We start from the raw sequence: 14,321 nt of genomic DNA, 5'->3' as shown, positions 1-14,321 counted from the left end.
AATAGAAGTATTAATCTTATCCATCACAGTAAAATTATCAATCCCCAGTTAACCCCGTCACACAAAAAACAACTAAATTCCATGTGCTTTTTGACTGAAGTTCTGTAAAATCGAAATCTAAATTACAAAATCAAAAATTGTATGATGCGTTGGCTAAGTTTAGTCCCGATGCTGCTGAGTGTTTTACTAATGGGCTGTGCTATGGAAACAACAGCAAAATCTACCACACCCACCCCCAGCAGCGAAACCAAAGCATTCGCTGGTCAAACACTCCCAATTTCTGCGGAGGCAATTGTGCCAAATGGTACTAGAATTCAATTGGAAGTGGCAGAAACACCTGAACAGCAAGCGACGGGTTTAATGTATCGCCCAGCTTTACCAGATGATCGGGGAATGTTATTTCAGTTCCCGGCTGCACAACGGGTCAACTTTTGGATGAAAAATGTCCCAGTTCCTCTGGATATGGTGTTTTTGCAAAATGGGGTAATTCAGTATATTCAAGATTCTGCGCCTCCCTGCACGAGTGAACCTTGTCCAACCTATGGGCCTAATGTACCCATTGATACGGTGATTGAACTGCGGTCTGGACGAGCTGCGGAATTAAATTTACGGAATGGTGATCAAGTCAAAATTGAGTTTTTAGATATGGGAAATCTACGGTAATAAATACTGCCCAGCTTTCTCTGAAAAACTGAGGCAAATCCGGAATTGATCTGATGGTGTCAAAAAACTATCAAGTAGGTATAAAAAAGCAAATAGAGAGGCTACTATTTATATGTTTTCAATCATAGTAAAATTTCCAGTTTCAAGGTACAATCACATTTCCACGCTTTGGATGCCAAAAATACTCCTTTTGGCGTAAGTGTAAACGGACTCTCATAGGGCAGTATTAGCTATGGAATCTTTGTTACTAAATCTCTGATTCAATCAAGCATCATAGTAAAAAAGATCAAACCAAATTAGACCTGAGTCGTTGGCATCGGAAAAATTGAGCGGATAAGTGAGGCTCGAAAGTGGAAATCTTCTCGTCTTATCTGTGAAATCGGTCTGTTTGATCAGTTTAAACCAAATTTTTCCCGTGTTTATCCGGTAATCACCAGTTACCAATGAAATATTAGCTGCGGGCTACTGACAAATGGTAAATCGTTATATGACCATACATTCAATTAAAGGAGGTGAATTACAAATGCCACCATCAACATATTCGCGACTGATTCATTTTCTCCAGGAAGATTTGTCAATTTCTGCGGCATCCCTGGCAGTCGCACTGCGACATCGGGAACAAGATCCAGGTCCATTACCAATGATTCTTTGGCAGTATGGGTTAATTACTTTAGAACAGTTAGAACAAATTTACGACTGGATGGAAACGGCGTAATTCAGATTGTCTAAGTCTGAAAAACAGGCTACCACCGCTATGCGGAAGTCAAAAGTTAAAAGTCAAAAATCTGATTATATAGGCTTTTCATTGATTTCAAATGGTTGTGCTATTTACGCTGTGCAGTGTCTTTCAAAAGAAGTTTGACTTGATAAGTTTTTGGTTGCAATCGTTGTTCTAATTAGTATAAGTATGAGTTTCATACAGGAGAATTGAGGTATGTCATGTCCGTTCTGCCTTGTACCGAGGCTGATAGACCAGAGAATTGACTGTTACCATTTTTACTTATTTCCATACAGATTCAAAGAGCGAGTTAAATGTTTAACTCGCTCTTTATAATTTAATCAAATATTTGAACCTCGCCCCCAGCCTTTCTCCTTGCTCAGGCTACGGTGTATACACAAGTCTTGTCTGTCTGCGTTTGAGCCTGTTTTGCCCCCTAAATCCCCCAAGTTTGGGGGACGAGTGAAAATTCTTGTTCCCCCATAATTGGGGGTTAGGGGGCGATTCGATCACTTGTGTGTACACCGTAGCCTTGCTCAGGAGAGGGGAGAATTTTTTAATCAGGACTGAGTAAATACTTTAGCGGCTGCGGCTACACCACCACCCGGAGTAAAGTTTTCGTGTCCGAGTTCAGTTAGTGTCACTTCTAAAGCGGCAATACAGCTCAGAATATCGCGATCGCTCACAAAACCCAAGTGACCAATCCGGAAAATCTGGTTTTTCAGATGGTCTTGACCGCCGGCTAAGGCTATATCAAAACGCTTGTTCATCAACGACCGAATTTTATCCGCTTCCATTCCTGGTGTGGCTACAGCGGTAATTGCCGGACTAGCGTAATCATCTGACCCAAATAAAGGTAAATTCAAACCTTTAACAGCCGCACGGGTGGCATTTTTCAGTCGTTGATGTCGCGTAAAGATTGACTCCAAGCCTTCAGCTTTCATCATTCCTAACGTGGTGTGTAAAGCCACAATCAAGTTGACGGGTGGAGTAAAAGGAGTAGTATTTTTGGCTGTGGATTTGCGATATTTACCTAAATCTAGATAATACTTGGGTAATTTCGCAGTTTTGTAAGCTTCCCAAGCCTTGGGACTAACAGACACAAATCCTAGTCCGGGAGGAATCATGTAACCTTTCTGAGAACCAGAGGCGACGACATCCAAGCCCCAAGCATCTATGGGCAAATTGAATGCACCCAAGCTAGTGACTGCATCCACAATGATTAAAGCTTCACCATGTTCTTTGACGAGGCGGTTGATAGCTTCTAAGTCATTCAATACACCCGTTGAGGTTTCGCTGTGGGTAATAATTACAGCTTTGATTTGCTTTTGGGTATCACTTTGGAGTTTTTCGGCAAACAGCGCTGTGTCTAAAGGTTTACCCCATTCGGCGGTAATCGCTTCGACGTTCAAACCGTATGCTTCGCCGATTTCTACCCAGCGTTCTCCAAACTTACCATTGGAACCAACTAAAATGCGATCGCCTGGAGAGAGAAAATTAATAATCCCCGCTTCCACAGCACCCGTGCCGCTGACATTCAGCATCAGGACATCATTTTGAGTTTGGTGTAACCATTTGAGGTTTTCTGTCACCTCAGCCATGATGTTGCTAAACTGACTAGTACGGTGTCCAATGGGGTGCTTGGCTAATGCCAGCAAGGCAGCCTCTGGCACTGGTGTGGGGCCAGGAATCATCAGCATCAGCTTATTGTCCATGTGTTTGTCCTAAAATTAAATAAAAGTTACAACTGTCGGCGGATAGTTAAATTCAGGTGACGAATTTTAGATTTACCGGCATATACATACAAAGTACTCTGCTAGATTCTGCAAATCTATAGGAAATCTATAGGAAAAGTACCATTAAAGCTAAATTCTGGTCAGCTTGACTTTTGCAATTACTTGTGTATATTTAAAATAACCTAAAATTCTTGAGGTTAGCTAGCGGAAAACAGACATGAAATTTTCTACCCAGTTTGTCTAAGTGCTTTAGTGGAGCTTATCTAGAATCTCACAAATTGGGGTACAGATACAATCAATATCAAATTTTTATTCCTTGATTATATTGATGTCTCTGGAGATGAAAATTCTGCAAACAGATTAGCGATCGCTAAACTTGGATCAGGTTGTTTAACTAAAGATTCTCCAATTAATACAGCTGCTGCTCCGGCTTGTTGGACTATATGCAAATCTTCAGGAGTATGTATCCCTGACTCACTGACAACGAGGAGATTTTGCTCCCGTAATTGACTACCGCGTGCGGCTAATAATTCACAGGTAGTTTGCAGGTCAACAGAAAAATCTTCTAAATTACGATTATTGATGCCAACGATAAACTCACCCTTTAAAGCTAATACTCGGTCAAGTTCTGCCAAACTGTGAACTTCAATCAAAGCCTTCATCTTCATCGCATTGGCAATTTTGAGGAAGTATTGTAAATCTTGATCACTGAGAATAGCTGCAATGAGCAAAACCGCATCTGCGCCGTGAATCCGAGCTAAGTACATTTGGTAAGGATAGATAATAAAATCCTTACATAGCAGGGGTAAATCCACTGTATCACGGACTTTAGCTAAGTTCTCAAAACTACCTTGAAAAAATTTGGTATCTGTCAAAACCGAAAGACAACTAGCACCACCTTGTTCATAGGCAGAGGCGATCGCTACGGGGTCAAAATCCTCTCGGAAAACACCTTTACTAGGAGAAGCTTTTTTAACTTCCGCAATCAACGCCGGCTGAGTTTTCCCTTGTCTGAGGGCGGCAATAAAATCACGAGTTGGCGGTGCTGAGAGTGCTTGCTTTTGCAATTGTGCCAAAGGTCGCCTTTCCCGCATTTTGTCAATCTCAATTTCCTTGTGCCAGACAATTTCTTCCAAAATGTTGTTTGGTTCCATATCTGGCAAGGTAGACTGATAACGCAAAAAAGAAACATTAATTGTTGTGTTCGTGGAACGGCGGCGAATTTGCATAATTTAAGTGCTGAGTGCTTCCTTTTTGAGAATGAGACGCGATTGATCGCGTCTCGACAACAGGCTAAACCACGGCTCGTTTATAGGCTTCATCTAGCACTTCGGAAAGTGTCGGATGGGCGTGTACTAAATGGGCGAGGTCGTGGACAGATTGACGATTAGCGATCGCAGCTGATGCTTCGTGAATCAAGTCGGCGGCGTGCATTCCGAAGATATGAACACCTAAAACTTCACCAGTATCTTTGCGATACACTATCTTAGCCATACCGTCTGATTCGTTTTCTGCTAAGGCTTTAGAGTTACCTTTGAAGTAACTTTTAGTGGTGGCGATTTCAAAGCCTTCAGCTTGCGCCAATTCCTTCGCGGCTACTTCTGTTAAACCAACATAGCTGACTTCTGGGTGAGTAAATGCGGCGGCGGGGATGCTGCGATAGTCTACCACACGGCTTCGCCCCACAATATTTTCTACGGCGATGATGCCTTGAGCCGAAGCGGCGTGTGCCAACATCATTTTGCCGTTAGCGTCACCAATTGCCCACACATGAGGTACTACTTCCCCGCCTGAAAGCACAGCCATGCGATCGTCTACGGGGATATAGTTACGTCTGTCTAGTTCTATCCCTAAAGTTTCTAAACCCAAATTTTTAGTGGCGGGGATGCGTCCTGTAGCTACTAAGCAAGCATCCACTTCGATCACATCAATATCTTCTTTGGTTTTAAAATCTGCCAATTCAATTACCACCGGAGAACCGGGAGTAATTTTTTTCGCGTATATTCCGACTTTGGTTTCGATATCGCGAGGAGTAATTAACACCCGTTCGGCTAGTTTGGCAATATCGCGGTCAAATCCTGGCATTAATTGGTCTAGGGCTTCAATCATGGTGATTTCACAGCCCAACGCCGAGTAAACATCCGAAAATTCTAAGCCGATGTAACCACTACCGATAATCGCTACCCATTCTGGCAGAGATTCTAATTTTACACCTTGGTCACTGGTAAAAACGGTTTTGCCGTCTACTTCAATTCCTGGAGGGACAAAGGGGACTGAACCAGGAGAAAGAATGATATCTTTAGCTGAGATAGTTTTTTCCCCACCATCCCCGGTGATTGTCACCTTTTGGGTTCCCGCAATTTTTCCCCAACCCCTGATAATATCCACGCCTAGACGTTTGAGGCTGTTGGTTAAATCACCTTGAATTTTCGCTACCAGATTGCCAGCATGATCGGCGATCGCTTGGCGGTCAAATGTGACATGATCAACTTGAATCCCCAGAGATTTCAGGTGATGGGCATTACGTAACTCCCGCACACGTCCCGATGCAGCCAGCAGCGCTTTAGAAGGGATGCAGCCACGATTGACACAGGTTCCTCCCATGTCCGCCGCTTCAATAATTGCTGTTTTCAGTCCACAGCTAACAGCGTGTAGGGCTGCACCATGTCCGCCGACACCTGCGCCAATAATGACTAAATCGTAATCAAATCCATAACTCACGTTAGTTTCCCCGTGTGCTTCGCCTATTTATTCTCAACTTGACCAGCAATTTACGCAACTCCAGAAAGTTTGGGCGTTGCTAGATCAAAATTACATATTATGCTCTAAGTTAACAGGCGAAGATGTAAATTTTATAATAATAGAGTCAGTCACCCAGGTCTATAGACATTGGGCTTGTAAGAGCAATTGCACAAGCCATACTGACCAGACCACCCTAAGTTCAGTCTGAGGGTAGCCGTTATTTGAGTCACGACACCCTGGAATGCGTAGCTAGTTCCCTGCTCTGTCGCTTGTGATTAAACAGTTCTAAGGTCACTGGAACAGTGTTGCCAGCCCAACAAGCTCTAATAACAGGTCGAAGCTAACATTACCCCAGAAATGGGAGGCTCTATTGAGCAAAACCTTTATGCGTACAGGATTGCAAAGTTTGAGATGGTAATTGTCCCATCGAAAGTACAACACAAAAGTACACCGAGTTGAGCAATCCCAAGGCGGTAAAGATTACGGCGGTTAAAACCGTTTTTCCTACGGAGAAGCTCCGCGGTAAGCGAAGCTATGCCTTTTTGCTTTACGTGTCGTTTTCCTCTCAGGGAGCCAAGCCTCTGATTTTCCCACTTACCGAGTGTTTGTATGACTGCTGCTACAACTGTAAAAACTGAGTATGAAGCGATTATTGGTCTGGAAACTCATTGTCAACTGAGTACCAATACCAAGATTTTTTCTAATAGCTCTACAGCTTTCGGTGCTGACCCCAATACTAACATCGACCCTGTGTGTATGGGTTTACCTGGGGTTTTACCTGTATTGAACGAAAAAGTCCTGGAATACGCTGTAAAAACAGGTTTGGCTTTGAATTGCCAAATCGCTAAATATAGCAAATTTGACCGTAAACAGTATTTTTATCCTGACCTGCCCAAAAATTACCAAATTTCTCAATATGACCTCCCCATAGCCGAACATGGTTGGTTAGAAATCGAAATGGTAGATGCTGAGGGGAACCCGATTCGTAAACGTATTGGTGTGACTCGTCTGCACATGGAGGAGGATGCAGGGAAACTGGTACACGCGGGAAGCGATCGCCTTTCAGGTTCTACTTATTCTCTGGTAGACTACAATCGCGCAGGTGTGCCATTGGTGGAAATCGTCTCGGAGCCTGACTTGCGTTCTGGTGAAGAAGCTGCTGAATACGCTCAAGAAATCCGCCGCATTGTGCGTTATCTCGGTGTCAGTGATGGCAATATGCAAGAAGGTTCTCTACGCTGTGATGTCAATATTTCCGTGCGTCCAGTGGGGCGAGAAAAATTTGGCGTGAAGGTAGAAATTAAAAATATGAACTCGTTCAACGCCATTCAACGGGCGATTGATTACGAAATTGAACGGCAAATTGCGGCGATTGAAGCGGGTGAAACCATTATCCAAGAAACTCGCCTGTGGGAAGAAGGCGCTCAACGCACAAGTAGTATGCGGATTAAGGAAGGTTCCAGTGATTACCGCTACTTCCCAGAACCAGATTTAACACCCATTGAGGTGTCCAAGGCGCAATTAGAGCAATGGGGAAGCGAACTTCCAGAACTACCCACTCAAAAACGCCATCATTATGAAAGTGATTTGGGGCTTTCGGTTTATGATACCAGAGTGTTGACAGAAGACCGCACCGTGGCTGATTATTTTGAAACGGCGATCGCCTCTGGAGCAAACGCCAAAGCTGCTGCTAACTGGATTACTCAAGATATCGCCGCCTACCTCAACAAGCAAAAACTCAGTATTACGGAAATTGCCCTGACTCCTGGCAATTTAGCTGAGGTAATTACGCTGATTGAATCTGGTAAAATTAGCAATGCCCAAGCTAAACAAAAGCTGCCAGATTTACTAGCTGGTGTTTCCCCGGAGAAAGCCTTTGCTGGTCAGGAATTAATCACTGATCCTACTGTACTAGAACCGATCATTGATGAAGCGATCGCGGCTAACCCCAAAGAACTAGAAAAGTATCGCAACGGCAATACAAAGCTGAAAGGCTTCTTTGTGGGACAGGTCTTGAAAAAAACCGACAAACGAGCCGATCCTCAGATCACGAATGAATTAGTCGAGAAAAAACTAAATGCTTAGGTGTTTATCGCTTTTTTAAGTAATTCTTCATCATATCTTCACAGAAAACGCCGAAAGATAGGTTACACCCCTCACACCTAAAGAGCTATTCTGTGTCTAGTAGAACCCTAATGATCTGGAGAGCCACATGAGTAGCTCTCCTTATTTTTTTAACCCTTACCAAAGAAAAGGGAGACTAGAAAATTTTCAGCTACCACGAATTATCTCAGAAAGTTGCACATGATCATCTGAGAAACACATGGGATTGAAAACCCCAACCCATCAGCATACCAGAGTTGGAGAATTTGTTTTTTTAGCTGAAAAAGAAACTGATCCAGTTAAGTGCAAGTTGATAGACAATTGGTGTGACATGACTCCGACCTTTAGGTACGGCGCTTCTAAGAATCACTTCTTAGTTTTCCTAGTTGCTTCCTTTGGACGGCGCTCAAGGCGAGTCTTACGGGTTTTCGACTTTGACCTAGACTGAATTTCTTCAATCCCCGGCAAACCGTCTGCGTAGGCGTTTTGGATTCCCGACTGCCCATCGGTACTAATCAATTTGATTCCTCTGTTTCTAATTACTTGACCACTAGCAACATCTCTATCAGTCGTGTAATTGCAACTAGGACAATGATGCACTCTAACGCTCAAGTCTTTTCTAACTTCTGCACCACATTCAGGACACTCGATAGAAGTTCCCCTAGCGCTAACTTCAGCGAAGAATTTACCACGTTTCCAACACACGTACTTGGTGATGGTTCGGAATTGTCCAAACCCAGCGTCAAGCATCTGTAACCCAAGCATTCCTTTTGCCAAAGTCCGGTAATCCAAGTCTTCCATGAAGACCATATCACCAGCATCACAAAGAGCATGAGCTTGTTTGAAATGGTAATCTTTGCGGGTGTTATCAATCCTGTGGTGAAGTCTAGCAACCTTGATGCGTTGTTTCTCGTAATTTTTAGAACGCTTCTTTTTCCGAGACAGCCTGCGTTGCAGCAATTTCAGCTGGCTTTGCATCACTTTCAGGAATTTGGGCGATTTTACGAGAACACCATCACTGGTTGCTAAAAACTTTTCCAGTCCTACATCTACCCCAATGGGATGACCATGCGGCATTGGACTAGGAACATTAACATCACATTGGATGTTGATAGAAGCGTACCAAACATTGGCTTTGTTAATTATCCGAACTTGCTTAACCACAAATCCACTCTTGATTGGGCGATGCAAGTTGACTCGAATCAATCCCAGTTTAGGTAGTGCAATATGTACTCCTTGCACTGGGTTTTGTTGAAACTGAGGGAACAGCAAAGACTTGAACTGCCCAAACTTTTTAAACCTTGGAAACCCATGCCCAACTTTCTGAAATCCCTCCCATGCTCGGTGCAATTGTTTGAGTGTTTGCTGCAAAACCTGACTTGGTACTTCGCCTAATCGGGGAAATACTTTTTTAGCTTTTGGTAAAGCATTAAGTTGGCGCACTTCGCTAGGGAAAGGAACGTCCGCAGCTATGATATATTCATGACTAATCGAACATCTGTCAACCATGCACTTACGACTATTGCACCAGTCCTTAATTTCTCGCAACCCATAGTTGTAGGCAACGCGACATATATCCATCCACTCAAGAAGTGTCTGTTCTTGGGTGATAGTCGGGTAGATTCGATAGCGGTAATTCATGGTTAGCATTTCACTATTCTACCACATATTTACTAGCACTATTTTCTCTAGTAAATTCAAGCCGTGCTGCAAGCACGGGGTTTTCAACCCAATTATTTGATAAGTTATTATTCATGACTTGACTGTCGTAACTTAAACAATTGCATCTGAATAATCAATGGTGAATTCTACCCTCGTTGCCACACTCTATGTCAATCCTCTCCAAGGCAATGATACCAATGCTGGTTCTCGGTCGAGTCCGTTTAAAAGTCTCACCCGTGCCTTAAAAGTCAGCAAAACATCCGTAATTATTCAGTTGACATCTGGGACTTATAGCGCAGCTAATGGTGAAGTGTTTCCCATCGTTATTTCTGCGGGGGTGACAGTCGTCGGGAACGAAGCGAACAAAGGTGCTGGGATTGTGATTTCGGGGAGTGGCGAGTATCAAACTTCCACCTTTGGTATCCAAAGTATGACATTACTGTTGCAAGGTAATGCCAGTTTCTTAGGTGTGACCGTCACTAACCCCATGCCGAAAGGTACAGGAATCTGGATTGAATCGGCAGCAACCACAGTGGCTAATAATACTTTAATTAACTGCGGTCGAGAAGGGATATTTGTCAGTGGTACGGCTAAACCCGCCATTGTGGATAATGTGTTTCGGCAAAATGCCGCCAGTGGCTTGATGATGGCGCGTCACAGCAAGGGAGAAGTGTTGCGGAATGTATTTCAAAAAAACTCTTTGGGCATCGCTATCAGTGATTTTGCTGCCCCCTTGATTGCAGATAATACAATATCAGATAACAATGCCGCGATCGCTCTTTCTCGCAATGCTAGACCGGTGCTGCGTCATAATCGGATTACCAAAAATACCCAAGGCGGGATGTTAGTCAATGGTGACGCTATCCCTGATTTAGGTAATAATCAAGACGCGGCTGGCAATATTTTTGAGCAGAATGCCCTCTTCGATTTAGATAACTCCACATCACAGCCCCTCGTTTGTGCCGGTAATCAGTTGAATCCTACCCAAGTTAAAGGCAGGGTAGATTTTATCGCTGTCCTCACAGATCATCCCCAACGCATCTCAGGTAGCAGCAGTATTTTTACTGATTTAGCTGGACATTGGACAGCAGAGTTTGTGGAAGCATTGGTGAACACGGGAGCGATTAGCGGCTTTCCCAATGGCACTTTTGCCCCAGATGACCCGATAAATCGCGCTCAGTATGCGGCGATCATTGCCAAAACTTTTCAGTTACCCAGAATAAATACTGCTAGTAAATTTACAGATATCAACCCCAGATTTTGGGCAGCCTCAGCCATTTTCCAAACTGCGGAAATGGGTTTTATTAGTGGTTTTCCCGATGGCACGTTTCGAGCCGAACAAAACTTGACAAAAGTACAGGCCATAGTATCTATAGTGAATGGCTTAAAACTCACAGGCGGCAATCCCCAGGTGTTAAACGTGTACCGCGATCGCGCTCAAATTCCGACTTATGCCACTAATGCTGTCGCAGTAGCCACCCAAGCATTACTAGTGCTTAACTATCCCCAAAGAGACCAACTAGAACCTCTGCGCGATATAACTCGTGGTGAAGTAGCAACATTAATTTATCAAGCCTTGGTAGCCAGCAGTCAGGAAAAGGCGATCGCCTCCCCCTATATTGTCAGCCCCGATGTGAATCTCCCCGGATTTACCGACATTAGCGGACATTGGGCCGAACCATTTATTCGGGGGTTAGCTAGCATGAATTTAACTCGTGGTTTTGCAGATGGTAGCTACCAGCCAAATAAACTGATGAATCGCGCCGAATATGCGGCTTTAGTAGCCGTGGCCTTTAATCCCCCACCCAAACGCCCCGCACTGGAATTTACAGACGTATCCTCAGACTTTTGGGCTTATGAAGCCTTACAAATTGCTAGTAGAGGTGGCTTTGTCAGTGGATTTGGCGATCGCACCTTCCGCCCGGCGGAAAATGTGCAAAGGGTACAGGTAATTGTCTCCCTAGTGAATGGACTTGCCCTACCAGCAGGTGATCTCAATGCTTTACTCACTTATACTGATAGTCAGACAATTCCCGATTATGCTCGTCCAGCAGTTGTGACTGCGACACAGCAAAAAATTGTGGTCAATTACCCAAACCGCAAACAACTTTTCCCGACGCGGAATGCCACACGGGCCGAAGTAGCCGCAATGGTTTATCAGGCATTAGTTGCGCTTCAGCGAACCTCAACTATTAATTCAACCTATATTGTTTAGACAGTCAGCAGCTGACCAAGTAAAATGAAAGACACTGTTTATCAGGCTGGAAATTCTTGGTAACAAATCCTATAGCTAAAAACACGATAGGCTATAAACGATGGGGAGACAATTTATACCCCTCGCCTGAAGCCAATAGTCCCATGTTAACAACAGTCTCACAAACCTCTGCCGAATTGGCAAACGCTCTATTAACTCACTATAGTTTTGACCTCAGTGGCTATACGGCCAGTGAACTCATTCACCTTTGGCAAAGCCAATACCCAGTCAACTGGCTGCATTTGGCAGTAGTGGAGGCGCTATATCAAGGTCGCTATAAAGGAATTTCAGTGCAGCAAATCTTAGCATTTTGGCAGAGGCGGGGTCAGGTGATTTATCATTTCAATATGGAATTTGAACGCCTGATTTGTAGCAAATTTCCGGAAAGCTTAACTCAACTGACTGTACCAGTTCTACCTCCGATCAACCAAAAAGTTGCAGTTGAAGCATCTATTCATCAACCGGTGACAGCCAAGTCCTTACCTGCGATGGTGGGTAATGAGTATAGGCAAACTCAAACTGCAACCCTCACAGCGATGAATGCAGAAGATCAGGAGAAGCCAGGACAAAACATATTAGCATCTTCCACTCTCAGCCCTGCTGCCTCTGGTACTCAGTCCAGGCTGAACTCACAAGGCAATTTTGCGAGAAATTCCTCATCCTCAAAACATCACCAGGCGACAAAACTACTACCACCATCTGCCAATCACCCACCCATTGGACAATTTACTCCAGCCACCAGCGATCAATCTGATTCCTTCACATCAAAACTGAAAGCAATGTCCGACGAAAAGCGATAACGCGTCTATCCCCAGGAAGAACTAGATACTCTGAAAATAACTTATTATGTATTAACCAATATAGATTTGGTTGATGCTAATACAGGGGTTTAACCATTTTTAAATTTCGATTTTGCCATATTTAAAACTAAAATCATCGCCCTCTTACTAAGACTTATAGTAATCCGGTTTTATTTCCGTAGCTTGCGTGGAGTAGCAGTAACCGGAGGAGTGGGTAAAAACCTTTTTGTGTTATACCGAGATTGTTCAAAAATCAAATAGAAGTCCTATAGATGCTCAATATATTAATTGTGTTTAAAAGTAAAAACACTAGCGAGATTGTCATGGATACAGACTATGTTACTGTAAATAAGCATCTGGGCTGAAACTTGCAGAAAAATTGCTAGTTTTGGTCAAGTTTTGGTTAAAGTTATTGTGTGACAATCATCCATGAATTTGAATACTGATCAGAGATTAATGAACCAGGTAACCTATGCGAAAGCATTACGTTCTCTACTTCCGCCGTCAGCATTTACACCCGATGCCAGTAAGTTAATTATCCTTGTAATTAATCTAGCAATTTTGATCCTTGGCTGGATGATAGCGGCACAATTAGATAATTGGCCAGTCCATCTTTTATGGTTATATTTACCTCTAACAATTATTATGGGCAACAGTGTGGTTGCCTTATTATTTAGCTCCCACGATTTGATGCACGGTAGCGTGATTAGAAATTCACAATTAGCCTATTTTTTCAGCTTTCTGGGGCTAACAATGTTGTGGATGCCGCCAACGTTATGGAAGTCGGTTCATAACCGGGTGCATCATAATCACACTAATGACTTGGGTGATCCGGATCGCAATTATTTAGAAACACAGTCTAAAACCTGGGGTAAATGGATTCATAATTTATTTGTGCCTTCTTTAGAAGTCAATCCCCTTTGGTTCATTGTGGGAATGACTTCGGCCTGGGGAGTACATAATTTTCGCAATCTGACTTCGGTACTATTTTTTAATAGTAACTCTGTGGATTATGTGCCGGCGGCATTTACAGTTAGTGCCAAAGATCGTCGAGCGATCGCCGGGGAAATATTGCTCATGTCAATACTGCATCTAGCTATTTTAGCCTATCTACAATTTGACCCCCTAAAACTCATTTTAGGCTACTTTTTACCCATTGCAATTGGTAATGCAGGCTTGATGTTCTATATTTATACGAATCATCTGCTTTGTCCAATGACCGATGTTAATGATCCACTGGTAAATTCTACATCTTTACGGGTAAAAAAGATTTTTGACCTGTTACATTTGAATTTTTCGCACCATACAGAACATCACATTTTTCCAGGCATGAACTCTGATTATTATGTCATGGTTCGAGAGTTGTTAGAAACTGAATATGCCGATAAATTTAATTTATTAGATGCCCAAGAAGCCTGGCGCTTGTTGATGCAAAGTCATCGGCATTACAAAGATGAGAATACTTTGACAGATTGGGCAGGAAAAACCTCTATGCCTTGTCCCCTTAATCAAAAAGTGAAGGTTTAACTTTTCTCAAATTCTCCCCCTCCTTCTCCCTTTCTACCGTGTAGACACAAGTCGGGAAATTGCTTTTTTCTGTCATAACACCCCACCCCTAACCCCTCCCCGCAAGCGAGGAGGGG

General features: G+C 43.3%; 10 protein-coding genes. 6 read left to right on the top strand and 4 right to left on the bottom strand.

Features of this window, described 5'->3' with window-relative positions; translation table 11 throughout:
* The first annotated feature begins 141 nt into the window (after positions 1 to 141).
* Positions 142 to 663 (top strand): DUF192 domain-containing protein, encoded by a 522-nt coding sequence (locus tag AACX33_RS07380; protein ID WP_193997760.1) that lies wholly within the window; start codon positions 142 to 144, stop codon positions 661 to 663.
* A 487-nt stretch (positions 664 to 1,150) separates the two neighbouring features.
* Complete coding sequence (locus AACX33_RS07375) at positions 1,151 to 1,378, top strand: DUF2949 domain-containing protein (protein WP_193997761.1); 228 nt, start codon at positions 1,151 to 1,153, stop codon at positions 1,376 to 1,378.
* Between the two features lie 563 nt (positions 1,379 to 1,941).
* On the opposite strand, the gene AACX33_RS07370 is transcribed toward AACX33_RS07375, so the two are convergent.
* From AACX33_RS07370 to lpdA, 3 genes are all read right to left on the bottom strand, one after another.
* The gene (locus AACX33_RS07370; protein ID WP_193997762.1) at positions 1,942 to 3,096 is read right to left on the bottom strand and encodes a pyridoxal-phosphate-dependent aminotransferase family protein; all 1,155 of its coding nucleotides are present in this window, start codon (positions 3,094 to 3,096) and stop codon (positions 1,942 to 1,944) included.
* A gap of 341 nt (positions 3,097 to 3,437) precedes the next feature.
* Positions 3,438 to 4,346: an indole-3-glycerol phosphate synthase TrpC gene (gene trpC, locus AACX33_RS07365; RefSeq protein WP_193997763.1), complete on the bottom strand. Its 909-nt coding sequence runs from the start codon at positions 4,344 to 4,346 to the stop codon at positions 3,438 to 3,440.
* A 64-nt stretch (positions 4,347 to 4,410) separates the two neighbouring features.
* A complete protein-coding gene (gene lpdA, locus AACX33_RS07360) occupies positions 4,411 to 5,838 on the bottom strand; it encodes a dihydrolipoyl dehydrogenase (RefSeq protein WP_193997764.1) in 1,428 nt (475 codons plus the stop codon).
* Between the two features lie 630 nt (positions 5,839 to 6,468).
* On the opposite strand from lpdA, the gene gatB reads away from it, so the two are divergent.
* Complete coding sequence (gene gatB / locus AACX33_RS07355; protein ID WP_193997765.1) at positions 6,469 to 7,944, top strand: Asp-tRNA(Asn)/Glu-tRNA(Gln) amidotransferase subunit GatB; 1,476 nt, start codon at positions 6,469 to 6,471, stop codon at positions 7,942 to 7,944.
* Positions 7,945 to 8,328: 384 nt separating this feature from the next.
* Here the strand turns inward: gatB and AACX33_RS07350 are convergent, their stop codons facing one another.
* Positions 8,329 to 9,603, bottom strand: coding sequence for an RNA-guided endonuclease InsQ/TnpB family protein (locus tag AACX33_RS07350; RefSeq protein WP_227788663.1), 1,275 nt, complete (start codon positions 9,601 to 9,603; stop codon positions 8,329 to 8,331).
* 157 nt (positions 9,604 to 9,760) lie between these two features.
* Here AACX33_RS07350 and AACX33_RS07345 point away from each other — a divergent pair, with 157 nt between their 5' ends.
* From AACX33_RS07345 to AACX33_RS07335, 3 genes are all read left to right on the top strand, one after another.
* Positions 9,761 to 11,839, top strand: coding sequence for a DUF1565 domain-containing protein (locus tag AACX33_RS07345; RefSeq protein WP_193997767.1), 2,079 nt, complete (start codon positions 9,761 to 9,763; stop codon positions 11,837 to 11,839).
* A 143-nt stretch (positions 11,840 to 11,982) separates the two neighbouring features.
* Positions 11,983 to 12,678, top strand: a complete 696-nt coding sequence (locus tag AACX33_RS07340) for a hypothetical protein (RefSeq protein ID WP_193997768.1) — start codon at positions 11,983 to 11,985, stop codon at positions 12,676 to 12,678.
* Between the two features lie 429 nt (positions 12,679 to 13,107).
* Positions 13,108 to 14,205: a fatty acid desaturase family protein gene (locus AACX33_RS07335; protein ID WP_193997769.1), complete on the top strand. Its 1,098-nt coding sequence runs from the start codon at positions 13,108 to 13,110 to the stop codon at positions 14,203 to 14,205.
* Positions 14,206 to 14,321 lie beyond the last annotated feature (116 nt).

Source organism: Nodularia sp. LEGE 04288, assembly GCF_963896525.1.
Taxonomy (GTDB): Bacteria; Cyanobacteriota; Cyanobacteriia; order Cyanobacteriales; family Nostocaceae; genus Nodularia.
The sequence above is the reverse complement of the archived record's forward strand: the minus strand, read 5'-3'. Positions and strand labels throughout refer to the sequence as shown.

Bases quoted from the DNA above. Each gene is read 5' to 3' on its own strand.
- AACX33_RS07380 (WP_193997760.1), top strand. From the start codon at position 142: ATGATGCGTTGGCTAAGTTTAGTCCCGATGCTGCTGAGTGTTTTACTA.
- AACX33_RS07375 (WP_193997761.1), top strand. From the start codon at position 1,151: ATGACCATACATTCAATTAAAGGAGGTGAATTACAAATGCCACCATCA.
- AACX33_RS07370 (WP_193997762.1), bottom strand. From the start codon at position 3,096: ATGGACAATAAGCTGATGCTGATGATTCCTGGCCCCACACCAGTGCCA.
- trpC (WP_193997763.1), bottom strand. From the start codon at position 4,346: ATGCAAATTCGCCGCCGTTCCACGAACACAACAATTAATGTTTCTTTT.
- gatB (WP_193997765.1), top strand. From the start codon at position 6,469: ATGACTGCTGCTACAACTGTAAAAACTGAGTATGAAGCGATTATTGGT.
- AACX33_RS07350 (WP_227788663.1), bottom strand. From the start codon at position 9,603: ATGAATTACCGCTATCGAATCTACCCGACTATCACCCAAGAACAGACA.
- AACX33_RS07345 (WP_193997767.1), top strand. From the start codon at position 9,761: ATGGTGAATTCTACCCTCGTTGCCACACTCTATGTCAATCCTCTCCAA.
- AACX33_RS07340 (WP_193997768.1), top strand. From the start codon at position 11,983: ATGTTAACAACAGTCTCACAAACCTCTGCCGAATTGGCAAACGCTCTA.
- AACX33_RS07335 (WP_193997769.1), top strand. From the start codon at position 13,108: ATGAATTTGAATACTGATCAGAGATTAATGAACCAGGTAACCTATGCG.